The sequence below is a fragment of the Ruegeria sp. AL7 genome, assembly GCF_056536105.1.
In genome coordinates this window covers 1,459,421-1,486,370 of the sequence record NZ_JBQFJF010000001.1, presented here as the reverse complement: position 1 = coordinate 1,486,370, position 26,950 = coordinate 1,459,421, and the positions used below count along the sequence as shown (strand labels likewise).

The following is a 26,950-nucleotide window of genomic DNA, read 5'->3' as shown; positions in this document are numbered from 1 at the left end:
ATTGGTTGTCTGTCACAAAACTCATGTGCCCGATCTTAGAACGTGATGCGCGTCCTGCAACCGGGATCACGTGCTGTTGTAACTTCTTACCGGGCACAAGGGTGCGGGACGAGACCGGAAACGGCTTGCGGACACGTCCCCAACAGTGGCGGTAATTTGACCACTGGAATCCGGCTTGACAAAAATCCCGGTTTTGGCAGACACCACGCCCAAGTGAAATGGGGCCAATGACCCTTTTTACGCACGAATTCTGCGGGAAAGGTTCGGGTATGACCCTGTTCGTCATTCTGATTATTCTGTCGGCGGCGCTGCTGCATGCCGTATGGAATGCCATCGTGAAAACGGCAGCGGACCGCACCACCATGCTGGGTCTGGTCGCGTTGGGTCAGGTCTTGCCGGCGGCGGTTATGGTGATGGTCCTGCCGTTGCCGAACACGCAGAGCTTTGTCTATATCCTGCTCTCGACCATCGTGCATTTCGGCTATTATTACATGCTGGGCAAGGCCTACCAGCATGGCGATCTGAGTGTGGTTTACCCCATAGCACGCGGGATTGTTCCGGCACTGGTCTCGCTTTGGGCGATGGCGCTGGTGGGCGAAGTTCTGCCCTGGCAGGCCTGGGGTGGGATCGCCTTGATCGCAGTTGGCATTCAGCTGAGCAGCTGGGCGGCGCTGCGTTCGGGCGTCGGGCGCAGCGCGCTGGGATTTGCGCTGGGAACCGGGTTCTGCATTTCGATCTATTCGGTGGTTGACGGGATTGGGGTGCGGCTGTCAGGCAATACGCTCAGCTATTGGGCGTGGGGGGCCTTTCTGCACCTGTTCATTGCAGGGTTTATCGGGGTCAGGAAACGCACCACCCTCAAAGACCTGCCAGTCAGAATATGGATGACGGGCCTTTTGGGTGGGCTGGTTTCGATGACAGCGTATGGTCTGGTGCTTTACGCCAAGAACTTTGCGCCGCTTGGGGCGGTTTCGGCCCTGCGGGAAACCTCGGTCATCTTTGCGGCGCTGATCGGGTTCATTTTCCTGAAAGAAGGCAACTGGATGCGACGCCTGGGCGCCGCGGTCCTCATGGCGATTGGCGTCGCGCTGATCGGCACGGCGGTCTGATCCGGTCCCCGAGCCATGGCAAGACGCGTTATCCGGCTGCGCCTTCTGACTGAAGCGTCCGGAAATACCGGATCGTTGCGTCCAACCCTTCCTTCAGCTGTACTGTGGGTTCCCAGTTCAGCAGGGTCCGCGCCAGCGTGATATCGGGCTGACGTTGTTTCGGATCGTCCTCGGGCAACTCTTTGAAACTGATAGGGGTTTCCGCGCCAACAAGCGCCTGCACCTCGCTGGCCAGCTCGTTCATCGAGAATTCGTTGGGATTGCCCAGATTGACCGGGCCGGTGACCTCCTTGTCGGTGTCCATCAGGCGGACGAACCCTTCGATCAGATCATCCACGTAGCAGAATGACCGGGTCTGCGTGCCGTCGCCAAAGATCGTGATCGGCTCACCCGTCAGGGCCTGCATGATGAAATTCGACACAACGCGCCCGTCGGCGGGGTGCATTCGGGGCCCGTAAGTGTTGAAGATGCGGGCGACCTTGATCTCAAGCCCCATCTGACGGTGATAGTCGAAGAATAACGTCTCGGCACACCGCTTGCCCTCGTCATAACAGGACCGCGGCCCAACCGGATTGACGTTGCCCCAATAGTCTTCGGTCTGCGGATGGATCGTCGGGTCACCGTAGACCTCAGACGTCGAAGCCTGAAAGATCTTGCATTTCAGGCGTTTCGCCAGACCCAGCATGTTGATCGCGCCATGCACGCTGGTCTTGGTCGTCTGCACCGGGTCGTGTTGATAATGCACGGGTGAGGCGGGACAGGCGAGGTTATAGATCTCGTCCACTTCCACAAACAGCGGGAAGGTCACATCGTGGCGCATGAACTCGAACCGCGGGTTGCTGTGCAGATGGTCGATATTGCGCTTGGTGCCGGTGAACAGGTTGTCGACGCACAAAACCTCATGCCCCTGATCCAGAAGCCGGTCGCACAGATGCGAGCCCAGAAACCCGGCCCCACCGGTTACGAGAACACGTTTTCGACTGTCATAAAGGCGGGCCATTGCAAATCCTTAATCGTTAAATCCAAGCCAGCTTGTCACAGGGAAGCCGAGTCTTGGTTTGATTAGTAAACCGAAGGGATTTGAATTGCAGTAGATTTTGGTTTTTTGAGGGCGCGTGTGGTGTTGGGGTGTCTTCAGTCTACACAGTGCTCGCAAGCAGGGATGATCCATAAGCCTGACCGGTTTACACTGGAGGACGGGTTCCTCGCTAATGCATTCACAACACTTTTGTTTGCTCAATAAAGTTGTACAGTCAAGCCATGGAACTTAGGCGCGCGACGATTCTCTAAACACTTTTTTGCCTCCTACGAGGCGCTACAATTTCGCTGAATACTTCCATGACTTGTACAATCTACATCGACGAGAGTGGTGATACTGGGTTTTCCAAAATCCGGTCCGAAACCATTTCAGGCTCTTCACCTTATTTTTGTATGGGCGCAGTAGTAATGCGTCGCGCTTCGCAAATCGAAGCACGAAATCTGCTGGATGAGTTGCAGCACGCGTTCCGAAAAAAGAAACGTTGGAAGCACGCTACAGACCTGAACCACCAGCAAAAAGTTCACTTTGCTCGGCGATTGGCCGAAATGCGCCTGCGATTCTACGGCTTGATTTCAAACAAACACACCCTTGAGGACTACGCAGAGGAAATCGATTGGGAACCCGACAAGTTTTACAATAAGTGTATAAAATACTTGCTTGAAATGGTCGGGCGCGATTTAGCGAATTTCCCAACCGATTATCATGAGCCCCGAATTGTCGTTGAATCAAGAAACCATGATTATGATGCACTTCGTCGATACTTAAGCAAAGTAAAAAGCAACCCGATCTATTCGCAGTCTAAACAATTGGTGACAATTAATCCGTTTGGATTAATTGAACAATCCAAGGACGAGGAAGACTTGCTCAGAGTAGCTGATTTCGTGGCGCACAGCATCTATAGCTGCGTCAACAAAACGCCAGACAATTATTGGACGCCTGAAACCCGCTACTGGGAAGAGCTGTCAGGCCGATTTGCCACAGATCACAGAGGTCAAATTGTTGGAGCCGGTCTGAAGTGCATTCACTCGCTTCGACAGGTTGAGTTGGACAAAGAAGTGGAGGAAGTCATTGCGTCAGCGCGGGGCTTACCAACCGCCAAGAAAGCTAGTTAGATTCAAACATCCAACTCCTCCACAAACCGCGCGTTCTCCTGAATGTACTGGAACCGCAGTTCGGGCTTCTTGCCCATCAGACGCTCGACAAGGTCACCGGTTTCGCCGGGTTCGTCCTCGTCAATGGTGACCCGGATCAATTTCCGGGATTTGGGGTCCATCGTGGTCTCTTTCAGGTCCTTGGCGTCCATCTCGCCCAGACCCTTAAAGCGGGACACGTCGATCTTACCCTTGCCGCCCAGACCTTTTTTCAGCCATTCGTCGCGCTCGGCCTCGTCCAGACAATAGACGCGTTTGGCGCCCTGAGTCAGGCGGTACAAAGGCGGGCAGGCCAGGTACAGGTGACCCGCGTCAATCATCGGGCGCATCTGGGTAAAGAAGAACGTCATCAGCAAGGACGCGATATGCGCCCCGTCCACATCCGCGTCGGTCATGATGATGACCTTGTCATAGCGTAGGTCGTCAACGTTGAACTTGGTGCCAAGCCCGACACCCAGCGCTTGGGTCAGGTCGTTGATCTCGGCATTGGTGCCCAGCTTGGAACTGGCCGCACCCAGCACGTTCAGGATCTTGCCGCGCAAGGGCAGCAGGGCCTGCGTTTTGCGGTCGCGACCCATCTTGGCCGAGCCACCCGCAGAATCGCCTTCGACGATGAATAATTCGGTGCCGTCGCGTGTTGAACTGGAACAGTCCACCAGCTTGCCGGGAAGACGAAGTTTCTTAGTGGCGGACTTGCGTTGTGTTTCCTTCTCGGCCCGACGGCGCAGACGTTCTTCGGCCCTCAGGATAAGGAAGTCGAGGATCGCGCCGGCGGATTTCGTATCAGCCGCCAGCCAGTTGTCGAAATGGTCGCGGACCGCGTTTTCGACCAGCCGCTGCGCCTCGACCGTGGCCAGACGGTCCTTGGTCTGGCCCACGAATTCCGGCTCGCGGATAAAGCACGACACCAGCGCGCATCCACCTGTCAGCAGGTCGTCGCGGGTGATCTGCGCGGCTTTCTTATTGTTGATCAACTCGCCATAGGCCTTGATCCCCTTGAGGATCGCAGCCCAGAAACCGGCCACATGGGTGCCGCCTTCGGGGGTGGGAACGGTGTTACAATAGGATTGGATGAACCCGTCACGCGACGGTGTCCAGTTGATCGCCCATTCGACCTTGCCGGGGGTGCCGAATTTCTCGTTGAAATCGACGGTGCCCGCAAAGGGTTGCTCGGCATAGGTAGACGAGCCGTTCATCGTCTCTTTCAGGTAATCCGACAGGCCGCCGGGAAAGTGGAACGAGGCCTCAAGCGGGGTCTCGCCGTCATCGATGGCGGTTTTCCAGCGGATTTCGACGCCCGAGAACAGATAGGCCTTGGAGCGGATGGATTTGAACAGCCGCGCGGGCTTGAACTTGTGATGGCCAAAGATGTCCGGGTCGGCGTGGAAGGTCACCGTTGTGCCGCGCCGGTTCGGGGCCGCGCCAACCTTTTCGACCGGGCCAAGCGGGATGCCGCGCGAGAAACGTTGTTCAAATAGCTGCTTGTCCCGCGCCACCTGCACGACCATCGAATCAGACAGCGCGTTCACCACCGACGCACCAACCCCGTGCAAGCCACCCGAGGTCTGGTAGGCCTTGCCCGAGAACTTGCCGCCCGCGTGCAGGGTACACAGGATCACCTCCAACGCGGATTTGCCCGGAAATTTTGGATGCGGGTCGATCGGGATACCGCGCCCGTTGTCACGGACGGTCAGGGCGTAGTCGGAATGCAGCTCGACCTCGATCCGGTTGGCAAAGCCTGCCACCGCCTCGTCCATCGAGTTGTCGAGGATCTCGGCCAACATATGGTGCAGCGCACGCTCATCCGTGCCGCCAATATACATGCCGGGGCGTTTGCGAACCGGTTCCAGCCCTTCGAGCACCTCGATCGAGGAGGCGTCATAGGTAGAAGTGGCGCTGGGCGTCAACAGATCTTCGGGCATGGGTGCTGCTCTTGTTTTTGGGTTTCCGCCATTATGGCAGGTGATGTGGTCCGGGGGAAGGGGGACGCGAGGTGTTGTGGATTTTCTGTCAAGCCGCTTGCAATCCGTGCAGATAACCAGTCCTTTGATCCCGGTAAAGCGGAGGTGAATAAATGAGCTGGATCAGAACCGTTCCGTTCGAAGACGCGACTGGAAAGTTGAAGAAACTCTACGAACGCGTGACCGGGCCGAACAATAACGTAGACAACATCATGATGGCACACAGCCTTCGCCCGCATTCGATGGAAGGCCATATGGCCATGTACAAGGCAGTGCTGCATCATTCGGGCAACAAGATACCGAAATGGTTTCTGGAAGTGCTGGGGGTTTGGGTCAGCTCACTGAACCGGTGCGGGTATTGCGTCGAGCATCACTTTGCAGGTCTTCAGCGCTTGCTGGGTGATACGGTGCGTGGCAACGCGATCAGGGCAGCGATTGAGGCGCGCGATCCCTCGGCTGCACCGCTGGATGCGGCGCAAATGGCTGCGATGGATTATGCTCGCAAGCTGACCGAAGCGCCGGGCGATCTGGTCGAGGCGGACGTCGCTGCCCTGCGCGACGCGGGGTGGGATGATGGCGAAATCCTCGAGATCAATCAGGTCTGCTCCTATTTTTCATATGCAAACCGGACGGTTCTGGGGCTTGGGTGCTCAACCGATGGTGATGAGTTGGGGTTGTCGCCGAACAACTCTGACAACCCTGACGACTGGGGGCACCGGTAAGGTGCTAAAGATGTCGTCGGCGCTGCGACAAAGGCTGCCTGGCTTGCCGTTGCGCGCGGGCGCGGCCTGATTACGTCAGGCCAGTCCATTCCAGAATGGCCTGCGCCACGGCCCGCGGGTTTTGATGATGCAACCAATGATCGGTCCCAGGGATCGTGACACGGGTGAGGTGGGTGGCAAACGCCTCCAGCCCCTCAGTGGCTTCTGGTAAAAGGGCTTTGTCATCCGGCCCCCAAATCAACAAGTGCGGACACCTGACATGCAACCGGTCGAGCGGCAGGTCAGGCAGGTCTGTCGCGGGGACACCGGGTTTGGCGACAACCAACGGAGAGGCTCTGTACCAGTTCAGCATCGCCTGCAGCCGACCGGGTCGGGCCCATTCAGTGCGGTAGTCGGCCATGCGAGCTTCGGTCAACCAGTCCAGCCCCATACCATGGCGAAAGAACTGTTCCAGCATCGCAAAGTTGTTTTCGGACAGTTTTTGTGCGGCATCGGGTGCTCGCAGCAGATTGATATATTGCGAGGCTGTGGATTGTGCGCCACCTGAGGCCATGGCGCGTTGAAACGGCACCGGATGTACGCCGTTTGCAATGATTAACCGATCAACGAGTTCCGGGCGGAACATGGCAACGCCATAAGCCACCGATGCGCCCCAGTCGTGACCCAGCAGCGCAACTGGCGCGCCGCAGGTTTCAATCAGTGCGGCCATGTCTGTGACCAGTTGCGACAGGGTATAGTTCTGCACCCCTTCGGGACACCAGCTTTGGCCATAACCGCGCTGGTCCGGAGCAATACAATAAAAGCGTTCTGCCAGATGAGGCGCAAGATCGGCCCAGGCACCGCTGTATTCGGGGAAACCATGCAGCATCAATAATGGTGGCGCGGCTTTGTCGCCCCATGTCCTGACGTGGAAAGAATGGCCGTTCAGCTTGAAAAAAGACGTCTGCATTGGAACAAGGGATCCGCGCTGGAAATCATGGGTTTTTGAGGCATCTATTTGACACCAATCAAAGCGCATTTCCGAGCTTTCTGCTAGCCACCCTTCAGGACAGTAGAAAAGGACAGGATGTATGGACGCCATTGCCACGACCAACGCAGAACCCACCCAGATCAAGACCACGCTCACCAAAGACACCGACCCTTCAGCGCCCAGCCCCGAGAAAATCCGGCAGGCGTTTGAAAGTGGGAAATACCCCTATGGCCGCAAAATGGCCCGGTCGGTGTATGAGACGCAAAAAGCCAATCTGCAGGCCGAGCTTTTGAAGGTTCAGCTGTGGGCGCAGGAAACGGGGCAGCGGTTTGTCTTGTTGTTCGAAGGGCGCGATGCCGCCGGCAAAGGGGGTACGATCAAGCGGTTCATGGAGCACCTGAACCCGCGTCAGGCCCGTGTCGTTGCATTGAACAAACCCACCTGGGAAGAGAAAGGCCAGTGGTACTACCAGCGCTACATTCAAGAGATGCCGACCGTGGGCGAGATGGTGTTCTATGACCGGTCCTGGTACAACCGCGCGGGTGTGGAGCGGGTCATGGGGTTCTGCACGCCCAACGAATATCTTGAGTTCATGCGGCAAACGCCCGAGTTGGAACGGATGTTGGTGCGCTCGGGCATTCAGCTATACAAATACTGGTTCTCGGTTACACAGCAAGAGCAGCAACGCCGTTTCAAAAGCCGTGAAACCGACCCCTTGAAGCAATGGAAACTGTCGCCCATCGACAAGGCGAGCCTCAGCAAGTGGGATGATTATACCGAGGCGAAAGAAGCCATGTTCTTTTACACGGATACGGCTGACGCACCCTGGACGATTATCAAGTCAAATGACAAGAAACGCGCACGCCTGAACTGCATGCGTCACTTCCTGTCCTCGCTGGATTACCCTGGCAAGGATCACGATATCGTGTGCGAGCCTGATCCGCTGATCGTAGGGCAGGCGCATCACGTTATTCACCGGTCCGAGCATATTCTGGGCACCGCGTTGCATCCCGACGCCCGCTGAGCATCAAAATGCCCGGCCACAGGGAAAGGTCGGGCACCAAAGTCTCAATCTGAAATATTGCAGATCCGCTCTTGTCCCGCGCCAAAGCCGCGCATATGGCTGGAGCGATGACAAAGGTGATGACATACCCGGCCCATTTTCGGGCAATTGCCGTTCTCGGCCTGCCACTGGTTGGCGGTCATCTGGCGCAATACGCAATCGGCTTGACCGACACCATCATGCTGGGTTGGTACGGGGTCGAGGCGTTGGCGGCCGTTACCTTGGCCAACAGTTATTATTTCGTGTTGTTTTTGTTTGGTGCGGGATTTGGATGGGCCGTCATGCCCATGGTTGCCACAGCGGCGGCGGAAGGGGATGAAACCAGCATTCGCCGCTCGACCCGGATGGGGCTATGGTTGTCGTTGCTGTATGCCGTGGTTGTCATGCCCTTGCTGTGGTGGTCCTATCCGATCCTGATCGCCATGAAACAGGAACCGCAAATTGCTGAAACCGCAGCCGAATATCTGCGAGTTGCCGGTTGGGGATTGTTTCCGGCCCTCATTGTGATGGTGTTGAAAAGCTATCTGGCGGCATTGGAGCGAACGCAGATTGTTTTGTGGATCACAATTGCGGCGGCGGCTGTGAACGGGCTGACCAATTATGCGCTGATCTTCGGCAACTGGGGTGCCCCCGAACTGGGCGTGACAGGGGCGGCAATCGCCTCAATCACGACACAAGTTGTTTCGCTGATCGCGGTCGTTATCTATGTGATCCGGACGTTGCCGGAGCACAGCCTATTCCAACGGTTCTGGCGACCGGATTGGGAAATGTTTGCCAGCGTATGGAAGTTGGGTGTACCCATCGGCTTGACCACATTGGCCGAAGTTTCACTGTTCGCGACTTCTGCGGTGATGATGGGCTGGCTGGGTCAGGTCCCGCTGGCTGCGCATGGGATCGCCCTGAATCTGGCTTCTGCCACTTTCATGGTTCACCTGGGGTTATCAAATGCGGCGACCATCCGGGCTGGCAATGCGCTGGGTCGTCGGGACAGGGCGCATCTGGAAAAGGGTGCAATTTCCGTGACTGGTATGTCGCTGGTCATGTCGGTGGCAACCATCATTCTGTTCCTGACCTGCGCCGAGCCTTTGATTTCCCTGTTCATGGAAACAGATGACCCGCAGCGGGGCCAAATCCTGACTATCGGTACCGGATTGCTTGCCATGGCGGCTTTGTTTCAGCTGGTCGACGGCGCGCAGGTGATTGCGCTGGGCCTGCTGCGCGGGTTGCAGGATGCCAAGATCCCAATGGTCATGGCGGCGCTCAGCTATTGGGTCGTAGGGATTCCCGCGTCGTATTATTTCGGCTTTGTCCGTCATATGGACGGCATCGGCGTCTGGCTGGGCCTGGTGCTTGGTCTCGCCTTCGCAGCCGTGCTTCTCATGACCCGATTCTGGATGTATTCGGTACAGCAGATACAGGCATCGGCCGAGCCCGCCTAGTCTTTGTCCAGCCGATCTGCCTTTTTTCGCACCAGTACCGTACGCAGGTCGTGCATGGCCATCAATAACCTGTCTGTCACATCCTCCAGCTGCGTGTCGCTTGCCTTGGACTGTGCCCATTGCGTGGTCAGATTCAGATAGTCGACCGCGCGATGGATATCGTCAATGTCGCGCTGGGCCAGCAGGGCCCGGCGCTCTTCCATCCATTGGGCAATCTCGGCCTGATCCCGGTCTGACAACGTCCGCTGCCCGTGCGGCTTGACCTCGCCATTGCGGATATTGATGACGGCAATCTGGTCCATCTCGATCCGGCGCTGACGGTTTTCCGTATCGATCCGAAACACCGCAGCACCGTTTTCACGTATGCGAAAGTAATACTCAGGCAGTTCGGCGGACATGGTCACCTCAGAGAAGCACAAAAACGCTGGATGCGGCTGCAAGCTTCGGTCAGTGCCGCGTCGGACGTAGCATAGCTGACGCGGAAATTCGGCGACAGGCCAAAGGCGGCGCCAAATACAACGGCCACGTCGGCTTCTTCCAGAAGTGCGGTTGCAAAGGCTTCGTCGTCTACCAGAACGGTCCCAGCGGGCGTCGTCTTCCCGATCAATCCGGCGATAGACGGATAGACATAAAAGGCCCCTTCGGGTGTGGGGCAGGTGACGCCATCAATCTCGTTCAGCATCCGAACCACCAGATCGCGCCGGCGCCTGAATGTCTCGTTATTCGGGGCCAGAAAATCCTGAGTTCCGTTCAGGGCCTCGACGGCAGCCCACTGACTGACCGAGCAGGGGTTCGAGGTGGATTGCGACTGGATCTTGCGCATGGCCGCGATGATTTCGACCGGACCGGCAGCATAACCGATGCGCCAACCGGTCATGGCATAGGCTTTTGAAACCCCGTTGCAGGTGAGGGTTCGGTCAAATAGACCGGGTTCAACCTCGGCCGGGGTGCAGAACTCAAACCCGTCATAGGCCAGATGTTCGTACATGTCGTCCGACATGATCCAGACATGCGGATGACGCATCAGAACATCGGTCAGCGCCTTCAGTTCATCCCGACTGTACCCTGCGCCCGTTGGGTTCGAAGGCGAGTTAAAGATGAACCACTTTGTCTTGGGCGTGATGGCGGCTTCCAGTTGTTCTGGGGTCAGCTTGAAACTGTTTTCCAGCGTCGTCTCGACCACAACAGGGGTGCCACCGGCCAAAAGCACCATATCGGGGTAGCTGACCCAGTACGGTGCAGGGATGATCACCTCGTCGCCTTCATTCATCGTCGCCATCAGAGCATTGTACAGCGTTTGCTTGCCACCGGTCCCGACCGAGATCTGGGCCGGCGAATAGTCCAGCCCGTGGTCACGTTTCATCTTGGCACATGCCGCTTGTTTCAACTCGGGGATACCGTCCGGCGCGGTGTATTTGGTTTTGCCTGCTGCGATGGCCGCAACAGCGGCGTCTTTGATGTTCTGGGGCGTGTCAAAATCCGGCTCACCAGCGCTTAGGCCGATGACATCACGTCCGGCGGCCTTCAGCTCGGCTGCCTTGGCTGTCATGGCGATGGTGGGTGAAGGTTTGACGCGTGACAGTGTCGCAGACAGAAAACTCATGCTCGGCCTCGGTTTGTATGTTCAGCCCGACTGTCATAGGGTGCGTCCGAGTGACGATCAAGCAGTATAGACAATGTGAGATGGAGACCCGAATGAATGATGAAAACGACTGGTACGGTCCGGATTCTGCGACATTCGGAGACCGTCTGGCAGGCGCACGCGAAGCCGCGGGAATGACGCAGGCGCAACTGGCGCGGCGTCTTGGGGTCAAAAAGGCGACAATTTCAGATTGGGAAAACGATCTGTCCGAACCCCGGGCCAACAGGCTGTCAATGATGGCGGGCATGGTCAATGTCTCAATCATGTGGTTGTTGACCGGCGAGGGCGACGGCATGGATGCGCCCGTGGATGAGGGCGAAGGCGGGATGGAACTGTCCTCGGCCGTGGCCGAACTGCGCGCCATCCGTGCGGAAATGCGCGCCTGTTCTGAACGCGCAGCGCGTCTGGAAAAGAAAATGCGTCAGATGCTGGAGCAGAAGAATTGAGCGAACCCCGGGATGTGCGTATCAAGCGCATGCAAATGCGGTCGATGCGACGCGGCATCAAAGAGATGGACATTATCCTGTCCGCCTATGCGGGGGGCAATCTGGCCGACATGGATGCCGCCGGGCTGGATGTCTATGACGCGCTGTTGCATGAAAACGATCAGGACCTTTATCAATGGGTCACGGGGCAGGTGCAGCCTCCGGCGCGATTTGCCAGCCTGATTGCAGACATAGCGCAAACCTTTCAGAAATAAGGCAAAGTTCCGCTTAACCGATTTTTCGGATTTTCGGTTCATCGTGTGTCAAACAGCGCGACTGAATCGGAGGGTCGGATGAGTATGGAAATGCAGGTCTCCACACCAGAGACTAAGGGTTTCATAACCAGCTATCTTGAGGCGCTGGCCCTGGTGGAGCGACTGCACCGGTTGTTGCTGGATGTCATCAAGGACGAGTTTGAGCGCGTCGGCGTATTGGAAATCAATGCGGTTCAGGCGTTGTTGCTGTTCAATATCGGTGATCACGAAGTCACGGCAGGCGAACTGAAAAGCCGTGGGTACTATCAGGGCAGCAATGTCAGCTATAACCTCAAGAAACTGGTTGAGATGGGCTATATGCACCACCAAAGATGCGAGATTGATCGCCGTTCAGTTCGCGTGCGCCTGACGCCGCAAGGCAGGGAAATCCGCAATATCGTGTCCAAGCTGTTTGCACGTCACGCCGAAGGCCTGCAAGGCAGGGGGGTGCTTGGGCTTGAAGGCATCGAAGATATCACCAGTTCGCTGCGTCGCGTTGAACGGTACTGGACGGATCAGATAAGGTATATCTATTGATCAGTGGCGGGCGTCAGACAGGACAAGACTGTCCAGCTCACGAAGAAGTTTGCGGGTCATGGCCTCTTCATACGCCTCAAAGCCCAGCGCCACTTCTACGAACGCGTTTGGCCCCAAAATGACCCAGGCTGAATAGTAAGCTGAAAGTTCACCGACCTGAACATATCTCCGATCACCTTCTTTCGGATCGTCGGCGCCGATCACCAGCCCGTTAATTGTGATCCCGTCATGTCGCAAACTGGCTTTCACATCACGTGGATGCGGTCCGAGGTTATGTTTGCCATCACCGGACAGATCCAGCGTACGGCGCCAGCACCCCCTTTGCTGATCAAGCAGGGAAGAGCCAAATAACATGGCCGACCCTAGCGCCGTTCCCTGCGGCGCTGTGCTGCGCGAGGTCCGGACCAAACGATCACTGATTGCGATCAGGTCGGCGGGGGACCGTACTTCTGTCCACTCCAACAGCATCCGTTCATGTCCCCGCTCGCTCCATTCGAAGATCGCCAGACGTAAGGAGGTTGCGCCGTCCGACAACATCAGCTGGCTGACCTCGGGGCGGCTCAGGGCCGACGCCAGCCCGTCCAGTTGCAGCCTGTATTCCCGGCTGTCCACCGAACCCGACACATCCAGCCCCAGCGCAAGGGCCTGCCGGCATTCGCCAAAGGCAGGTCCTGATATCAGGCAAGCCAGAAAGACGATCACCTGACGTATCATGGGCCTTCATTCCGTAATGCACCGATTTGCAGACCGCTCAGTTCCCGTTTCAGTTTCTTTCGCATGGCGCGCTCGAAATCTTCAAACCCGGTGGCAATTTCCAAAAAGGCGCCGGGCCCGTGCAGGACGTTATTTTCGAAGAAAGGGATCAAGAACAGCTCTCCCTCGAAATCCGCCGCGTTGATCACAAGCCCATTCACGACAGTGTTTTGGAAGGGAAAGTGCCGATAGGCGATCTGCGGCCCATAGCCATCGTTGTTCGTGCCGTCGCCGGACAGGTCAATGGTTTGAAACAAGCATTGCGGCGCTTGCTCCATAAGACTTGCACCGTATGCCAACGCATAGCCCATAGCTGTTGCCGATCCGCCGTCAGATCGGACGGATTGGCTGACCTGGCTGGATGCGAACAGCAGATCACCAACGTCATCGATCATTGTCCAGTTCAGGACGACATTTTGGGTTGAGCGGCCACTCCACTCATATACCGCCAGGGCAACGGGCATCGGTGAAGAAAAGAAGGCCTCTTGCACTTCGGGTGCAATCAAGGCGGCGGCTAACCCCTGCCGTTGCAACACATCTTCGGCCTCATCGACTGAAACGGAAATATCCATCGCCAAGGCCAGCGCCAAGCGACATTGCTCGGCCTTGACAGGGCTGGCCTGAACGACCAGCCCAAACGCTATCAGCCAACGGATCACCAGTGACCACTGCTCTCCATGCTGGCCCAGGGTTCGGCTGGTTCAAGTGCTTCGCCATTCTGCAGAAGCTCAACCGAGATATTGTCGGGCGATCGAACGAAAGCCATGCGACCATCCCTTGGCGGGCGATTGATCGTAACGCCGTTGTTCTGAAGATGTTGGCAAACCTCGTAGATATTATCGACACCGTAGGCCAAATGGCCGAAGTGACGGCTGTCGGCGGGCAACTCATCATCGCCGTCCCAATTGTACGTCAACTCGATCGGCGCGTCTTCTTGTCCCGGAGGGGCCATGAAGATCAGAGAAAATCGCCCGGCTTCACTGTCATACCGGCGTGTTTCTTTCAGACCCAGAAGCTCGTAAAACGCCATGGATTTTTCCAGATCCTTCACGCGGACCATGGTGTGAAGATATTTCAGCGCCATTTCGGCCATCCTTTTTCGACTCACATTGCCAAGAGCTTAGCGCTCCGCCTCGATGTGTCGATAGAGCCCTCAGCAGCAATTTGTTTTTTGCGTCCGCTGCGGCATATATCGCGGTTCCTGTGCCGGGATCGGCGATATATAGTAGCAGGCGACTCATTGCCAGAAAGGAAGATTCGATGCCGCTGTCCCCTGACCAACAGGCCGAGATCGACGCGCAACGCGCGCAATCGCATCCCACGCGTCGAGTTGTCTCGGCGGGAATGGAAGACCACCTGTACACGGCGCATCAGGTTCTGGATCATGGCTTTGTCCGCGTGATCGACTATATGGGGGACGATGCCGCCATCTGTCAGGCTGCGCGCGTTTCATATGGCACAGGCACCAAATCCGTTCAGAATGACGAGGGGTTGATCCGGTATCTGATGCGGCACTGGCATTCCACGCCATTCGAAATGTGCGAAGTCAAATTGCATGTGAAATTGCCTGTGTTCGTGGCGCGGCAGTGGATCCGGCACCGGACCGCCAATGTGAATGAATACTCGGCACGGTATTCAATTCTGGATCGCGAGTTCTATATCCCAGCCCCAGAACATGTGGCGGCACAGTCCGAAGTGAACAATCAGGGCCGTGGGGCAACGTTGGAAGGTGAAGAGGCCGCGCGCGTATTGGAAACCCTCAAGGCCGACAGCACGCGGTGCTATGACAATTACGAGTCCATGATCAGCCAGGACGGGCAGCAGGGGCTAGCACGTGAACTGGCCCGCATGAACCTACCCGCAAACGTTTATACGCAATGGTATTGGAAGGTGGATCTGCATAATCTGTTCCACTTCCTGCGCCTGCGGGCCGATCCGCATGCTCAGTATGAAATCCGCGTTTATGCCGAGGCGATGTGCAAGATCGTCGCTGATTGGGTGCCGTTTGCGTATAAGGCGTTCGAGGATTACCGGCTGGGTGCGGTGAACCTGTCTGCCCAGATGGTCGAAAGCCTGCAACGCATGCTGGCAGGAGAGGCGGTCACGCAAGAAAACTCGGGGATGACAGCGCGCGAATGGCGTGAGTTCGAGGCGATCATTCGCAAATAGAGCTGACGAGCTGCATAGCTTTTGTCTATACGTGTCGTCATGGAATTGTTACACTTGTTCCATGGCCCGCATTTTGCATTTTGCTCTGTTATGTCTGTTTTTTGGTCTCGCCTTGCCTGCGCAGGCCAAGTCCCCCATAGCTGAGGTTTTGTGCGAACCGACGCTCCGGTTGCACCAGAAACTGGAAAGGCAGTTCGGTGCGCGGCGCGTGGCATCGGGTGTTCGCGGGCCGGAACAGATTATGGAAGTCTGGGCAAGTCAGCACGGGGACTGGACCATGGTTGTCACCTACGCGACAGGCACATCCTGCATCGTTGCCATGGGCGAAAACTGGAATACCCACGCCGACGCCAAGCCCGCGCGAGGGTAATGGAACGAAACCGGTGGGGGATGGATAACGGCCGGAAATTGGCCGTCATCCTTAATGATCAACCGCGTGTTTAGCGGGATGTCGTTACAGTGGTTTCAAATCAGCTGCCATTTGGCGGCCGTCGCGTCCGTCCTGCAACTCGTACGAAACTTTTTGGTTGTCTGCGAGTCCGGTGAGGCCGGACCGTTCTACGGCCGAGATATGTACAAACACATCTTTGCCCCCTTCGTCAGGGGCAATAAATCCATAGCCTTTAGTGGTATTGAACCATTTCACGGTGCCGGTTGGCATGTCCCGTGTCTCCTTCTACTTACGCATTGTCCCACAAATTGGTGGGGGCTGTGGTCAGCGTCACCACGAAAAAGTTGTTTTGGCACTGGCTGAACAGTCCAATTCGTGTGTTTCGCCTTTTTCAACATTGCACGGTGAAGTAAAAAATCAAGAATAACCGCAAGAAGCGGGCAAGATTGCTTAAAATCAAAGCATGGGCAGGAGCGTCAAAGACATGCAGCTTTATGGATTGAAAAACTGTGACACCTGTCGCAAGGCATTGAAATCGCTGCCAGACGTCAAATTTTCTGATGTACGCAGCGACGGTGTGCCGGGTTCGGTGCTGTCACGGGCCTTTGCCGAGTTCGGCAATGACTTGCTTAATACCAGATCGACGACATGGCGCGGATTGGACGAAACCCAGCGTGCCAAGCCCCCTTTGGAGCTTTTGAAAGAGCACCCGACCCTGATGAAACGCCCATTGATCGAAGTCGATGGCAGGCTGTTGTTGGGTTGGACAGCTGAAACCCGTGCTCAGCTTGGCATTTCCTGAACGGGTGCTTATCTGCGTGAAAGCTACAATGAGGGTTTTCAATGCGTAATGCCGCAATGTTATTGGGTGTAATCGCCGGGTTGATCGGAATGATCGTCGGGTTCTTCGGCTATGCAAAGGTGGTCGTGGTTGACCATGTCGGCGAGATTGACGGAGTTCTAAGCCAGGTCGACAATCCTGATCTGGTGCAAGCCATTTCGATTATCGCGCCCTTGCTGGCAATCGCGGGCGGGGCCATGGCACCAGCGCGCGCGTTGATTGGCGGGGTCTTGTTGCTGGGGTCAGCGGCTGCGATGTACTACGCCTTTGGTTTTGGTGTTTTCACCATGTTCCCGATCACATTTGCCGGGATCGCCGGGATACTTGGGCTGGCCGCGGGAAAACCGGACCAGCCCAAGGCACATTTCTGAGTTACTTAAGGCGAAGGATCCGGTCGAGCGAGATCGGCCCTGCGCCGTTGATGACGATCACCAGCATCAGGAAGGTCCACATCGTGCGCTGATCCATCAGGGACGGCGCCGCGTCGAACAGGCTGCCCAGTTTCACGCCATGGCCGGTGACGTCGACAAGAGTCTGCACCCAGATGAAACCGATCATGCCCAAAGCCGCCAAACGCGAGAACAGCCCAACCAGTAGAAGTGCCGGGAGCACAAATTCGGCAACCGTTCCCATGAAGATGACGATGCGTTGGAAGAACGTCATTTGGGACACGTCATACAGAACAGCCTCCGCCGCTTTGGGGAATATCTGACCAAATGCACCTGCCGAAGGCGAAAAGATCGATCCGTCGATCTTCAGCATGGCTGAGTTCCAGTAATAAACCAGAAGAACCGCAACAAAGACCAGCCGTGCCAGCGTAGGGGTCAACCAGCCAGAGGCAAGGTCCAGTTTTCCCATGGTGTTATTGTAGGTTGAGATCAAAGCAGTCATGTCTCGGGCCTTTCGATAGTCACAGAGGTTATTGCACCGCCCTGCAACAGCAGTGCCAGAGTGGTTCCAAGATCAAATTCAGGCAGTTTGGCAGTCGTTTTTTCATATGCGTCACCGATTGTGTCGCCGTTCTGCATACAGGCGATCCAGTCTGCACCACCCGCCGGAAGTGGATTGGGTGTGGGATCGAACTCGGCGCGTGTGATCAACACGTCCTCTGCACCGGCATTCGGTTTCGGTGCGTTCTCTTCGCTGTTAAATCGCCAGATCGCGAAAATTGGCCAATCCGAGCGGATCACCTGCATGGCCGGTGCAAACTGCAACCGGGCCTGCATGACCTGTTCGGGTTCGACGGCTAGAACATCTGCCGGTGCAGGTTCGCTGTCGGCGGCGTGGTAGGACTTGCGCAAGGCAATCTCCAACCGGGCCACGTCCGGCAGGTATCCAAGATGGGCAAGTTGGGGCATTCCTGCCAGAAAATCAGGAAACGCCTCGCCATAAAACATCATCAGCGGAGATGAGGGCGGGTGCTGACGCAGGAAAATCCCGGCCAACCCATCCATGTTCTGCGCCCCTAGCAATTTGGCAATCACAGGAAACGCCTGATGCATCGCTTCGGTCAGCGACACCGCAACGTTGTTGCGGTAAACGCTGAATCTGCGACCGGCCGGTCGCGCACCGCCGTCCAGCAATCCACCGGGAACGGGCGCTGACGCATCCATCATGGCCGCGCGGAATTCAGATTGAGAAACGCTCATACCGGTATCCGGTCCAATGCGGTTTGCGCGCGAATGGCCTCATCCCGCAGAACGGGCCAATCAGGCACATCAGTGTCCCATTCGATCAGAACGGGTTTTGGCCCCGAACGCTCCAGCACATAATCCAGCAGGGCCCACACCGGATCGACCACTTCACGTCCGTGACTGTCGATTAGCAGCGGATGACCGTGATCGTCTTCATCCTCATCATGGCCGCCAAGGTGGATTTCCGACACCTTTTCAATCGGATAGGCGTCAATATAGCCTTGTGGTGAGAAATCCAGATTGGTCGCCGAGACAAAGACATTGTTTACGTCCAGCAACAAGCCGCAACCGGTGCGCTTGGCAATCTCCCTCAGGAAATCAGGTTCGGACCAGGTGCTTTCCTCGAAGGCCAGATAGCTGGACGGGTTTTCCAGCAGCATCTGACGCCCCACGGTGTCCTGCACCTGATCGATATGTTCACAAACCCGCGTAAGAGTTTCGTCGGTATAGGGCAGGGGCAGCAGATCGTTGTAGAAATGGCTGTCATGGGTAGACCAGGCCAAATGTTCGGAAAAGCTTGCAGGGTTCAGCCAGCCGACCAGGTGTTTCAACCGGGCCAAATGATCGGAGTCCAGCGCGCCTTCACCACCAATGGACAGGCCAACGCCATGGACCGAGATTGGGAACTTTTCGGAAAGGTGGCGCAGTTGCGCCAAGGGTCGCCCGCCGTCGCCCATATAATTCTCGGCATGGATTTCCAACCATGCGACGGGCTGTGCGTGTTCAAGTATCTGAGCGAAGTGTTGCGGCTTGTAACCAACGCCCGGCGCTGCGGGCAGGCGGTTTGACCGGCAGGTGTCATCCAACATGGGCCAGTTCCTTGATCACGAAAGGGAAAGGGCGGGCGATGGTGCCCGCCCCTTGAAATCGTCAGGCCAGTCTTATGCCGGCAGGTCGCGGTCCAGTGCTTCCAGCGAACCTTTGCGCGGTGTGCCGTTTGCTTCCGCAGGCAATTCGATGTCGGCGCAGGTGCCTGCGTCAACCAAGGTCCATGCGTTGCCCTGATAATCAACGGTCGAGGTGCCCGCGCAGGTGGTGCCGGGGCCTGCGGCACAGTCGTTCTGACCGGCCAACGATACGCCATAGCACTTTTCTTTTGCCTGTGCGCTTGCTGTGGTTGCGACACCCGATACGGCGGCTGCGACTGCGGTTGCGATAACCAGGGACTTAGCTGTGTTCGACATCTCGGTAATCCTCTTGATGACTGGGTATGTCTGCTTGTGACAATGACAAAGGTAGTGGCTTGGTGGGCAGAGTTGAATTCACGAGCCCGTGTCTCACAAGCGCGTCATGGGGCGGCCTGCCCCCTTGCAGCGTAATACACTGTTTTTGATGAAGAAAGGGTGAAATGTTACAATCCGACCCCTTAGTAGGGGTCGGATTTTTTTGGAAATGGTGCTGTTTGTTACAGCAGATCTGGCGGGGTGGCGGCGTGTGCCAGCTCTTTTGTTACAACATCAAGCGGTTGTACCTGGGTCTGTTTTTCACCCAGTCGCCGCACGCTTACGGTGCGTTCGTCAACTTCGCGGTGACCGACGGCCAGAATTACAGGTACTTTGCCGACCGAATGCTCACGGACCTTATAGTTGATCTTTTCATTGCGGATGTCGGCCTCGGCCCGCACACCCGCAGCACGCAGGGTTTCGACCACTTCGGTGACATAGTCGTCCGCGTCGGACGTGATGGACGCGACGACGACCTGACGCGGGGCCAGCCAGAACGGCAATTTGCCTGCGTGTTCCTCGATCAAGATACCGATGAAGCGTTCGAACGAACCAAGTGTTGCGCGGTGCAGCATGACCGGGCGGTGCTTGGCCCCGTCGGCGCCGATATAGGTGGCATCCAGCCGTTCGGGCAGAACGAAATCGACCTGGAAGGTGCCGCATTGCCAGTCACGCCCGATGGCGTCCGTCAGCACGAATTCCAGTTTCGGACCATAGAATGCACCTTCGCCCGGGTTCAGTTCCGGTTCGATCCCGGCGGCACGGGTGGCGGACAAAAGCGCCGCTTCGGCCTTGTCCCAGACATCGTCCGATCCGGCGCGGGTTTCGGGACGGTCTGAGAACTTCACCGAAAAATCCTCGAATCCCAGATCCTTGTAGATCACACTGAGGAAACGGATGAATTCGGCGGTCTCCGCCTCGATCTGTTCTTCGGTTGAAAAGATGTGGGCGTCGTCCTGCGTGAACCCACGCACCCGCATGATGCCATGCAACGCGCCAGAGGGTTCGTACCGGTTGCACGACCCGAACTCGGCCATGCGCAGCGGCAGGTCGCGATAGGATTTCAGGCCTTGCTTGAAAATCTCGACATGGCAGGGGCAGTTCATCGGTTTGAGCGCGTTAACGGCCTTTTCACGGGCATGTTCCTCGTCCACTTCGACGATGAACATGTTCTCCTGATACTTGTCCCAGTGGCCTGAACGTTCCCACAGTTTGCGGTCAACGACTTGCGGCGTGTTTACCTCGACATACCCACCCTTGCGCTGCTGACGGCGCATGTAATCCTGCAACTGGGTGTAGATGGACCAGCCATTGGGGTGCCAGAAGATCTGACCGGGGGCTTCTTCCTGCATGTGAAACAGGTCCATCTCGCGGCCCAGTTTGCGGTGGTCGCGCTTTGCGGCCTCTTCCAGCATATGCAGGTGGTCTTTCAGCTTTTCCTTGCCGGTGAAGGCCACGCCGTAGATGCGTTGCAGCATCGCGCGGTTGCTGTCGCCGCGCCAATAGGCACCGGCGATAGACATCAGCTTGAACGCATCACCGGGAACCTGACCGGTATGTTGCAGATGCGGACCGCGGCACAAATCCTGCCAGTGGCCGTGCCAGTACATGCGCAACGGCTCATCCCCGGGAATGGCTTCGATCAGCTCAACCTTGTAGGGCTCGTTATTGGCCTTGTAGAACTCGATGGCCCGCTCGCGGTCCCAAACCTCGGTGGTGACAGGATCGCGCTTGTTGATGATCTCTTTCATCTTTTTCTCGATGAGGCCAAGATCTTCGGGCGTGAACGGTTCTTCCCGGTCGAAGTCATAATACCAGCCGTTTTCGATAACGGGGCCGATGGTGACCTTGGTCGCAGGCCAGATTTCCTGCACGGCGCGGGCCATGATGTGGGCCAGATCGTGGCGGATCAGCTCGTTGGCCTGGACGTCATCCTTCATGGTGTGGATGGCAATCTGTGCATCGGCTTCGATGGGCCATTGCAGGTCCCAGTGTTTGCCGTCAACGGTGGCTGAGATGGCCTTTTTGGCCAGCGAACTTGAAATATCGGCAGCCACCTGCGCAGGCGTAACCCCTGCGTCATAGGAACGTGCGTTGCCATCTGGGAAAGTGAGAGAGACGGATTTTGAATCCAGGGCCATGTCGGCTCTCCTCGTCGGTTTGGCGCCCACTGAACGCCCGGTTGCGGGTTATTTGCGTCTGGCTGATGTGGCAGGTGGATATGCCTGTGTCAAGTGTAGGGGCGAGGGGCCAGCCCCTCGCGCTCCCCGGAGTATTTGAAAAAAGATGAAGTGGGCGGAATTGCACTCGGGGGTGGGGCGTGCATGATGCAGTAAAAGGAAAGAAGGTTTCATGGCAGCGACGAATTTTCTGGAGACGCCGCAGGGGCGGCGACTGGCTTATCACAAGACCGAAGGGGCAGGGCCGACCATCGTTTTTCTGGGTGGGCTCATGTCGGATATGGAAGGCACCAAGGCAGTCCATCTGGAAGCTTGGGCGCAGGCGCGGAGGCGGGCCTTTTTGCGGTTTGATTATTCCGGTCACGGCGAAAGCTCTGGTGCTTTCACGGATGGCTGCATTGGGGATTGGCATGAGGACACTGTTGCTGCGGTCGATGCCTTGACCAAGGGGCCGCTGATTGTTGTCGGCTCGTCCATGGGGGGGTGGCAGGCGCTTTTGCTGGCCAAGGCCATGCCGGACCGGATAGCAGGTATGGTCACGATCGCCGCCGCGCCGGATTTCACGGAAGATGGCTATTGGGCTTCATTCACCGATAACCAGAAAGCCGCCCTGGAAACGGTCGGGCATGTCGAGTTGCCGTCCGATTACATGGAGCCTTATATCGTCACCAAACGGATGATCGAAGATGGGCGGCAGCGTCTTGTTCTGCGCGACACGTTGAACCTGCCGTTCAAGGTTCGTTTCCTGCAGGGAACAGCGGATACAGCCGTTTCGACTGAAACGGCCGTTCGGTTGCTGGACCATGCAACAGGGCCGGACATGCAGCTTCTTTTAGTCAAGGATGCCGATCACAGATTCTCGGATGATGCATGTCTTGGCTTGATCGAGGCGGCGGTTCTGGATGTGTTGGGAGACGCGTAATGCGGCGTTTGGGATGGCTTCTGGGGCGCTTGTTCCTTGCGTTGATTGCCACCGGCGGCCTTGTCTACTGGTTTGGCCCGCGCGAAGAGGTGAACCTGCACCCAAGCTTTGATCCGCGCAAGTTTGGTGAGGGCGTACAGGTTTATTTCGAAAGCACCGAAGCCGCGTTTGACGATATCGTTCCGGGTGTCGAAAAACGAGTAATCTGGCAAGATGGCCATAACGAGCGGCGCACCCCGTATTCCGTTCTTTACATCCATGGCTTTTCAGCAAGTTCCGAGGAAATCCGGCCAGTACCAGACCTTGTAGCAGACGCGTTGGGGGCCAATCTGGTTTACACACGCCTGCAAGGTCACGGGCGAACCGGATCAGCCATGGCAGAAGGCACTGCCTCGGGCTGGATGCTGGACACTGCCGAGGGATTGGCAGCCGCACGTGCTGTTGGGGACAAGGTGATCGTGATCTCAACGTCGACCGGTGCGACGCTTGCAGCCGCCGCCGCTTTGGATGCCAGCCTCAGCAAAGATGTTGTCGGCATGGTCTTTGTCTCTCCCAATTTCGGGGTCAACACGTCTGTGGCATGGATCCCCACTTTGCCATGGGCAAGGGATTGGTTGCCGGTCCTGATGGGGGACGAACGCGATGTATCGGGGCCAGACCCGGAAAAGAACAAATATTGGTCTACCGTCTATCCGTGGGAGTCGGTCGTGCCGATGTCCGTTCTGGTCGAAAAAGTCTATGCGCTGGATTTCTCGAATGCCCTGGTGCCCGTGCTGTTCTGGTTCTCGGACAACGATCAGGTGGTGCGCCCTGACCGCACACACGAGGTCGCCAAAGCGTGGGGTGCGCCAACATCCGTCAAATTGGTGACAATGGGCCCTGAGGATGATCCGTCATCCCATGTTATTGCCGGTCGCCTGATGTCGCCAGGGCAGACCGACGCGGCTGTGGCCGGTATTCTGGACTGGCTAAAAGGGCTGGGGGTGGAATGATGGCGGCCTCGGGTCGAGGGACGATGCGTAAGCCGGGCAGTATGTGGAGCCTTGAGACGTTGGGGCGCGTTCGTCTGTCCCGGTATTTCTTCATGCGCGATTTCCTCTATTCCGAGATCGGGAACTTTCACCAGAAACAGAACATTCCAGACAACCCGGATCTGGCTATCGAGACAGGACGTGCGTTCTGCGAAACTCTGCTGGACCCGCTGGAAGAGACCTTTGGCAGGATCGCTGTGCGCTCGGGCTATCGCTCACCGTCGCTAAACAGGTTTGGCAATGAAAACAAACTGAACTGCGCCCGGAATGATCACCCGTTGGAATGCCACATCTGGGATCGTGGGGACGGGGATGCGCGGATTGCCGGGGCGTCTGTTGTAATTCCCTGGTTTGCGGATCAGTTTGCGCAGGGCCGGGATTGGCGGGATTTGGCATGGTGGATGCATGATCACCTGGATTATTCCGAAATCTGGTTTTTTCCGAAACTCTGCGCTTTCAATCTGGTGTGGCGCCCTAAACCGCAGCGGCGGATTGACAGCTACATTGCGCCACGCGGATGCCTTCTGAAACCGGGCGCTGAGCCCGAGGAAAGTGCGGCTTCACGACGGTCCCGCTATGCTGACTTTCCGGCTTTTCGGGCAATCGCCTATCCGTGACGTTCCGCTTGTTTGAATGTGATAAATTCTCAACCTGACTACAAACCCAAGGGCTCGGAATACCGAGCATATGGAGCCCCTGCGTGATCGAGCCGCTGGTACTGCTACCTGGACTGATGTGCGATGCCCGACTGTATCGCCCTCAGATTGAGGTGTTTTCGCGGACGCGACCCGTAACCGTTGCGCCAATCTCAGCAGGTGAGCGTATCGAAGAGATCGCCTCGGGTTTGCTGGACCAGCTTCCACATCGGTTTGCACTGGCCGGATTAAGCATGGGTGGTGTGGTCGCGTTAGAGCTGATCCGCCGGGCACCGGAACGTGTGTCACGCCTGTGCCTGATGGCCACTGATGCACAGGCGGACACGCCTCAAATGGCTGCCAGTCGCGAAGACCTGATCATTGGCGCGCAGGGTGGCCGGTTGGAGGAGGTCCTGCGGAAACTTGTGGGGTCCGACACGCTGGCACCGGGCCCGCAGCGCATTCCCATCCTGAACGGCTTGTTGGCAATGGCACAGGATTTGGGTGTTGAAACCTTCGTGCGTCAGATGCGTGCTCTGCAACGCCGCCCGGATCAACAAGCCGCATTGCGCCGCATCAAGGTGCCCACGTTGGTTCTGTGCGGTGCGCATGACACTCTGACACCGGTTAAACGACATTCTTTCATGGCAGAGCTCATTCCCGGAGCGGAACTGCTGGTTATTGAAAAGGCGGGTCACTTGCCGACCCTCGAAACGCCCGACATCGTCAATGAGGCGCTGCAAACCTGGTTGGACGCCCAGCAACGGTTTGATTACTGGTAAAGCGTCGCGCGTTCGGTCTTTGAAATGACAGTTGGCGTCACTACGGGTTTACCGGTTTCTCGGTCGAAAAACGGTGTGTTCTTCCATCGCCCAGACAGGCGCGATCCGACGGCCCTGCGCAACAGTCCAAAAATAGCGGGGCCGGGATTTTCGTGCTTTTGCTTTCCGTTCGGTTGGGGAACAAACCCACGTGTCGTGACGGGCCCAAGCGCTGAAGCACCTCCCGCAACCCTGCCGACGATAACGCCAGCAAACGGGAGTTTCGCGGTTTTGGGCGTTGCCGCCAAAGGTGCGTTACAGCAACTGGCGTACCAACGCAGCATGCCCTTGGGGCTGAGTTGCATCGCCGCAAGATACTGACTTCCGGTGCTGATTTCGATCGCATCCGGTGCGATCTGAAAAATCTCGACAGGCGCAGGTGCCGGGTCAGGTTGCTTGAAATATAGTTGAGCGGCACGGCAATCGTGACAGAAACACTCAACATGTGTCCCTTGCTGAACACCGCGGGGTGAAATGCGTCCCTGCAAGTTGCCGCATTGGCAGGAAAAGGTAAGGCCATTTTGCGCTGACCCACTCATTTCGGTTAGGCAACCTTGTTGGAATTGGCCGCGCGACGGTTTGGTTTTCGCGCATTTTCGTTCATGAAATCAATCACAAGAGGACGAATGTTGTCGCGCCAGCTGCGGCCTGCGAAGATACCATAGTGACCGGCGCCGGGTTCAACGTGGCTTGCCTTTTTGCTGTCGGGCAGGCCGGTGCACAAATCCAGCGCAGCAATACACTGGCCGGGTGCAGAGATGTCATCATTTGCACCTTCGACAGTCTTCACCGCAACATCGGTAATCTTACTGATGTCCACTTTGTGACCCGCGACCACGAACTCGTTTGTCGCAATCTCTCGATTCTTAAAGACCCGCTCGACCGTCGAAAGATAGAACTCGGCAGTCATGTCCATCACGGCCAGGTATTCGTCGTAGAAGCGGTTATGGGCATCCTGATCCGAGGCTTCGTCCCGCATGACGCGCTGGATCTGGTCGGAAAACGCTTTGGAGTGACGATCTGCATTCATGGACATGAACGAGGCCAATTGCAGCAGACCCGGATAGACCATACGTCCAACGCCTTTGTACTTGAAGCCAACGCGCTGGATCATTGTTTCTTCCAACTGGCCCATGGTGACGCGACGGCCAAAGTCTGTCACATCGGTCGGCGTTGCGTCCGGATCGACGGGGCCACCAATCAGCGTCAGAGTGCTTGGCTGCGCTTTGGGTTCGATTTCGGCCAGGTATGCCGTTGCGGCCAATGTCAGAGGCGCAGGTTGGCAAACGGCAACAACATGGGTGTCCGGTCCAAGCTCTTTCATAAAATCTACAAGGTAGAGCGTGTAGTCTTCGACATCGAATTTACCTGCGGACACAGGGATATCACGCGCATTATGCCAATCGGTGATGTAGACTTCGCAATTGACCAGAAGGCTTTTGACCGTCGAGCGCAGCAACGTTGCATAGTGCCCGGACATCGGGGCAACCAACAGCACTTTGCGGGGTTGTTCTTTCCGGCCATTGACGCGGAAATGTACCAGATCACCAAAAGGGCGTTCCAGAACAGTCGTGATTTCAACCAGATGATCCTTGCCATCTTCGCAGGTGAACGTGCGAATACCCCAATCGGGCTTTGCAACCATCCGCTGGAACGTACGCTCGGTCACTTCGCCCCAGGCGGCCATCCAGTTGAATGCGGGGTTCGGCACCATGGAAAACATCGGATAGGACGCCATCGCGCTGGCGGTTGCACCAAGCCACTGGTTGGTGTTTCGCGCAGTTTCCATCAGGTCGTAGGTCATCATATAGCGCATAAATGGGGCCTCCTGAGTGTCAGCCTGATAGTTCGGACCATTCGTCGCTTTGCCCCCCAGCACCCACGACGTTATTCTGCATAGCAGCGAGGTTAGGGGGGA

General features: G+C 56.9%; 32 protein-coding genes. 16 read left to right on the top strand and 16 right to left on the bottom strand.

Annotated features, from left to right (window positions below; all coding sequences use genetic code 11):
- Positions 1 to 269: 269 nt before the first annotated feature.
- Positions 270 to 1,109: an EamA family transporter gene (locus ACR3E2_RS07385; RefSeq protein WP_480484215.1), complete on the top strand. Its 840-nt coding sequence runs from the start codon at positions 270 to 272 to the stop codon at positions 1,107 to 1,109.
- A 28-nt stretch (positions 1,110 to 1,137) separates the two neighbouring features.
- Here the strand turns inward: ACR3E2_RS07385 and ACR3E2_RS07380 are convergent, their stop codons facing one another.
- The gene (locus tag ACR3E2_RS07380) at positions 1,138 to 2,109 is read right to left on the bottom strand and encodes a UDP-glucuronic acid decarboxylase family protein (RefSeq protein WP_480484214.1); all 972 of its coding nucleotides are present in this window, start codon (positions 2,107 to 2,109) and stop codon (positions 1,138 to 1,140) included.
- A gap of 338 nt (positions 2,110 to 2,447) precedes the next feature.
- Here ACR3E2_RS07380 and ACR3E2_RS07375 point away from each other — a divergent pair, with 338 nt between their 5' ends.
- Entirely contained in the window at positions 2,448 to 3,260 is an 813-nt protein-coding gene (locus ACR3E2_RS07375) for a DUF3800 domain-containing protein (RefSeq protein ID WP_480484213.1), read from the top strand.
- Between the two features lie 2 nt (positions 3,261 to 3,262).
- Here ACR3E2_RS07375 and parE read toward each other — a convergent pair whose 3' ends face one another.
- Positions 3,263 to 5,221: a DNA topoisomerase IV subunit B gene (gene parE / locus ACR3E2_RS07370; RefSeq protein ID WP_480484212.1), complete on the bottom strand. Its 1,959-nt coding sequence runs from the start codon at positions 5,219 to 5,221 to the stop codon at positions 3,263 to 3,265.
- 152 nt (positions 5,222 to 5,373) lie between these two features.
- Here parE and ACR3E2_RS07365 point away from each other — a divergent pair, with 152 nt between their 5' ends.
- Entirely contained in the window at positions 5,374 to 5,982 is a 609-nt protein-coding gene (locus ACR3E2_RS07365) for a carboxymuconolactone decarboxylase family protein (protein ID WP_480484211.1), read from the top strand.
- Between the two features lie 70 nt (positions 5,983 to 6,052).
- Here the strand turns inward: ACR3E2_RS07365 and ACR3E2_RS07360 are convergent, their stop codons facing one another.
- Positions 6,053 to 6,931: an alpha/beta fold hydrolase gene (locus ACR3E2_RS07360; RefSeq protein WP_480484210.1), complete on the bottom strand. Its 879-nt coding sequence runs from the start codon at positions 6,929 to 6,931 to the stop codon at positions 6,053 to 6,055.
- Positions 6,932 to 7,052: 121 nt separating this feature from the next.
- On the opposite strand from ACR3E2_RS07360, the gene ppk2 reads away from it, so the two are divergent.
- Together ppk2 and ACR3E2_RS07350 are read left to right on the top strand one after the other, a co-directional pair.
- Positions 7,053 to 7,976, top strand: coding sequence for a polyphosphate kinase 2 (ppk2, locus tag ACR3E2_RS07355; RefSeq protein WP_480484209.1), 924 nt, complete (start codon positions 7,053 to 7,055; stop codon positions 7,974 to 7,976).
- A gap of 107 nt (positions 7,977 to 8,083) precedes the next feature.
- On the top strand, positions 8,084 to 9,454 hold the full coding sequence (locus ACR3E2_RS07350; RefSeq protein ID WP_480484274.1) for an MATE family efflux transporter: 1,371 nt from the start codon (positions 8,084 to 8,086) through the stop codon (positions 9,452 to 9,454).
- On the opposite strand, the gene ACR3E2_RS07345 is transcribed toward ACR3E2_RS07350, so the two are convergent.
- Together ACR3E2_RS07345 and ACR3E2_RS07340 are read right to left on the bottom strand one after the other, a co-directional pair.
- Positions 9,451 to 9,852, bottom strand: coding sequence for a hypothetical protein (locus ACR3E2_RS07345; RefSeq protein WP_480473472.1), 402 nt, complete (start codon positions 9,850 to 9,852; stop codon positions 9,451 to 9,453). The two genes, ACR3E2_RS07350 and ACR3E2_RS07345, sit on opposite strands and share 4 nt — an antisense overlap.
- 2 nt (positions 9,853 to 9,854) lie before the next feature.
- Positions 9,855 to 11,057, bottom strand: a complete 1,203-nt coding sequence (locus tag ACR3E2_RS07340) for a pyridoxal phosphate-dependent aminotransferase (RefSeq protein ID WP_480484208.1) — start codon at positions 11,055 to 11,057, stop codon at positions 9,855 to 9,857.
- Positions 11,058 to 11,149: 92 nt separating this feature from the next.
- Between ACR3E2_RS07340 and ACR3E2_RS07335 the strand changes: the two genes are divergently transcribed.
- The 3 genes from ACR3E2_RS07335 to ACR3E2_RS07325 all read left to right on the top strand — a co-directional run bounded on the left by ACR3E2_RS07335 (position 11,150) and on the right by ACR3E2_RS07325 (position 12,372).
- On the top strand, positions 11,150 to 11,542 hold the full coding sequence (locus ACR3E2_RS07335) for a helix-turn-helix domain-containing protein (protein ID WP_267366820.1): 393 nt from the start codon (positions 11,150 to 11,152) through the stop codon (positions 11,540 to 11,542).
- Between the two features lie 29 nt (positions 11,543 to 11,571).
- On the top strand, positions 11,572 to 11,796 hold the full coding sequence (locus tag ACR3E2_RS07330; protein ID WP_480484273.1) for a succinate dehydrogenase assembly factor 2: 225 nt from the start codon (positions 11,572 to 11,574) through the stop codon (positions 11,794 to 11,796).
- A 78-nt stretch (positions 11,797 to 11,874) separates the two neighbouring features.
- Complete coding sequence (locus ACR3E2_RS07325; RefSeq protein WP_480484207.1) at positions 11,875 to 12,372, top strand: MarR family winged helix-turn-helix transcriptional regulator; 498 nt, start codon at positions 11,875 to 11,877, stop codon at positions 12,370 to 12,372.
- Here the strand turns inward: ACR3E2_RS07325 and ACR3E2_RS07320 are convergent, their stop codons facing one another.
- Genes ACR3E2_RS07320 through ACR3E2_RS07310 form a run of 3 tightly spaced genes read right to left on the bottom strand, consistent with a single transcriptional unit; the run spans position 12,373 to position 14,209 of the window.
- Positions 12,373 to 13,086 (bottom strand): DUF1194 domain-containing protein, encoded by a 714-nt coding sequence (locus ACR3E2_RS07320; RefSeq protein ID WP_480484206.1) that lies wholly within the window; start codon positions 13,084 to 13,086, stop codon positions 12,373 to 12,375.
- Positions 13,083 to 13,784, bottom strand: coding sequence for a DUF1194 domain-containing protein (locus ACR3E2_RS07315; RefSeq protein WP_480484205.1), 702 nt, complete (start codon positions 13,782 to 13,784; stop codon positions 13,083 to 13,085). The genes ACR3E2_RS07320 and ACR3E2_RS07315 overlap by 4 nt, the downstream gene beginning before the upstream one ends.
- Positions 13,781 to 14,209, bottom strand: a complete 429-nt coding sequence (locus ACR3E2_RS07310; protein WP_209503395.1) for a VOC family protein — start codon at positions 14,207 to 14,209, stop codon at positions 13,781 to 13,783. Before ACR3E2_RS07310 ends, ACR3E2_RS07315 begins: the two co-directional genes overlap by 4 nt.
- A gap of 176 nt (positions 14,210 to 14,385) precedes the next feature.
- Here ACR3E2_RS07310 and thyX point away from each other — a divergent pair, with 176 nt between their 5' ends.
- Positions 14,386 to 15,294, top strand: coding sequence for an FAD-dependent thymidylate synthase (thyX, locus tag ACR3E2_RS07305; RefSeq protein WP_480484204.1), 909 nt, complete (start codon positions 14,386 to 14,388; stop codon positions 15,292 to 15,294).
- A 61-nt stretch (positions 15,295 to 15,355) separates the two neighbouring features.
- On the top strand, positions 15,356 to 15,664 hold the full coding sequence (locus ACR3E2_RS07300; protein WP_480484203.1) for a hypothetical protein: 309 nt from the start codon (positions 15,356 to 15,358) through the stop codon (positions 15,662 to 15,664).
- 84 nt (positions 15,665 to 15,748) lie between these two features.
- Here ACR3E2_RS07300 and ACR3E2_RS07295 read toward each other — a convergent pair whose 3' ends face one another.
- Positions 15,749 to 15,955 (bottom strand): cold-shock protein, encoded by a 207-nt coding sequence (locus tag ACR3E2_RS07295; protein ID WP_008758035.1) that lies wholly within the window; start codon positions 15,953 to 15,955, stop codon positions 15,749 to 15,751.
- Positions 15,956 to 16,169: 214 nt separating this feature from the next.
- Between ACR3E2_RS07295 and ACR3E2_RS07290 the strand changes: the two genes are divergently transcribed.
- Both ACR3E2_RS07290 and ACR3E2_RS07285 read left to right on the top strand, forming a co-directional pair.
- Positions 16,170 to 16,487, top strand: a complete 318-nt coding sequence (locus ACR3E2_RS07290) for an ArsC/Spx/MgsR family protein (RefSeq protein ID WP_480484202.1) — start codon at positions 16,170 to 16,172, stop codon at positions 16,485 to 16,487.
- A gap of 41 nt (positions 16,488 to 16,528) precedes the next feature.
- On the top strand, positions 16,529 to 16,897 hold the full coding sequence (locus tag ACR3E2_RS07285; RefSeq protein WP_480484201.1) for a hypothetical protein: 369 nt from the start codon (positions 16,529 to 16,531) through the stop codon (positions 16,895 to 16,897).
- Between the two features lies 1 nt (position 16,898).
- Here the strand turns inward: ACR3E2_RS07285 and ACR3E2_RS07280 are convergent, their stop codons facing one another.
- The 5 genes from ACR3E2_RS07280 to thrS form a co-directional block, all read right to left on the bottom strand.
- Positions 16,899 to 17,417 carry a DoxX family protein gene (locus ACR3E2_RS07280; protein WP_267365394.1) on the bottom strand — a complete coding sequence of 173 codons (519 nt, stop codon included), beginning with the start codon at positions 17,415 to 17,417 and terminating at the stop codon, positions 16,899 to 16,901.
- On the bottom strand, positions 17,414 to 18,175 hold the full coding sequence (locus ACR3E2_RS07275) for an HvfC/BufC family peptide modification chaperone (protein WP_480484200.1): 762 nt from the start codon (positions 18,173 to 18,175) through the stop codon (positions 17,414 to 17,416). Before ACR3E2_RS07275 ends, ACR3E2_RS07280 begins: the two co-directional genes overlap by 4 nt.
- Positions 18,172 to 19,029 (bottom strand): MNIO family bufferin maturase, encoded by an 858-nt coding sequence (gene bufB / locus ACR3E2_RS07270; protein ID WP_480484199.1) that lies wholly within the window; start codon positions 19,027 to 19,029, stop codon positions 18,172 to 18,174. The genes ACR3E2_RS07275 and bufB overlap by 4 nt, the downstream gene beginning before the upstream one ends.
- Before the next feature lie 72 nt (positions 19,030 to 19,101).
- Positions 19,102 to 19,404, bottom strand: coding sequence for a BufA1 family periplasmic bufferin-type metallophore (locus tag ACR3E2_RS07265; protein ID WP_209503410.1), 303 nt, complete (start codon positions 19,402 to 19,404; stop codon positions 19,102 to 19,104).
- 221 nt (positions 19,405 to 19,625) lie between these two features.
- Positions 19,626 to 21,584: a threonine--tRNA ligase gene (thrS, locus tag ACR3E2_RS07260; protein WP_480484198.1), complete on the bottom strand. Its 1,959-nt coding sequence runs from the start codon at positions 21,582 to 21,584 to the stop codon at positions 19,626 to 19,628.
- A gap of 211 nt (positions 21,585 to 21,795) precedes the next feature.
- Here thrS and ACR3E2_RS07255 point away from each other — a divergent pair, with 211 nt between their 5' ends.
- The 4 genes from ACR3E2_RS07255 (at position 21,796) to ACR3E2_RS07240 (ending at position 24,993) form a co-directional block, all read left to right on the top strand.
- Positions 21,796 to 22,545, top strand: a complete 750-nt coding sequence (locus ACR3E2_RS07255) for an alpha/beta fold hydrolase (protein WP_480484197.1) — start codon at positions 21,796 to 21,798, stop codon at positions 22,543 to 22,545.
- Positions 22,545 to 23,537 (top strand): alpha/beta hydrolase, encoded by a 993-nt coding sequence (locus tag ACR3E2_RS07250; protein WP_480484196.1) that lies wholly within the window; start codon positions 22,545 to 22,547, stop codon positions 23,535 to 23,537. Before ACR3E2_RS07255 ends, ACR3E2_RS07250 begins: the two co-directional genes overlap by 1 nt.
- A 41-nt stretch (positions 23,538 to 23,578) precedes the next feature.
- Positions 23,579 to 24,193: a hypothetical protein gene (locus tag ACR3E2_RS07245; RefSeq protein WP_480484272.1), complete on the top strand. Its 615-nt coding sequence runs from the start codon at positions 23,579 to 23,581 to the stop codon at positions 24,191 to 24,193.
- 83 nt (positions 24,194 to 24,276) lie between these two features.
- Positions 24,277 to 24,993, top strand: a complete 717-nt coding sequence (locus tag ACR3E2_RS07240) for an alpha/beta fold hydrolase (protein ID WP_480484195.1) — start codon at positions 24,277 to 24,279, stop codon at positions 24,991 to 24,993.
- On the opposite strand, the gene ACR3E2_RS07235 is transcribed toward ACR3E2_RS07240, so the two are convergent.
- Both ACR3E2_RS07235 and phaZ read right to left on the bottom strand, forming a co-directional pair.
- Positions 24,984 to 25,571 carry a DUF6151 family protein gene (locus ACR3E2_RS07235; RefSeq protein ID WP_480484194.1) on the bottom strand — a complete coding sequence of 196 codons (588 nt, stop codon included), beginning with the start codon at positions 25,569 to 25,571 and terminating at the stop codon, positions 24,984 to 24,986. The genes ACR3E2_RS07240 and ACR3E2_RS07235 overlap by 10 nt on opposite strands.
- Before the next feature lie 5 nt (positions 25,572 to 25,576).
- The gene (phaZ, locus tag ACR3E2_RS07230; RefSeq protein ID WP_480484193.1) at positions 25,577 to 26,848 is read right to left on the bottom strand and encodes a polyhydroxyalkanoate depolymerase; all 1,272 of its coding nucleotides are present in this window, start codon (positions 26,846 to 26,848) and stop codon (positions 25,577 to 25,579) included.
- Between the last annotated feature and the right edge of the window lie 102 nt (positions 26,849 to 26,950).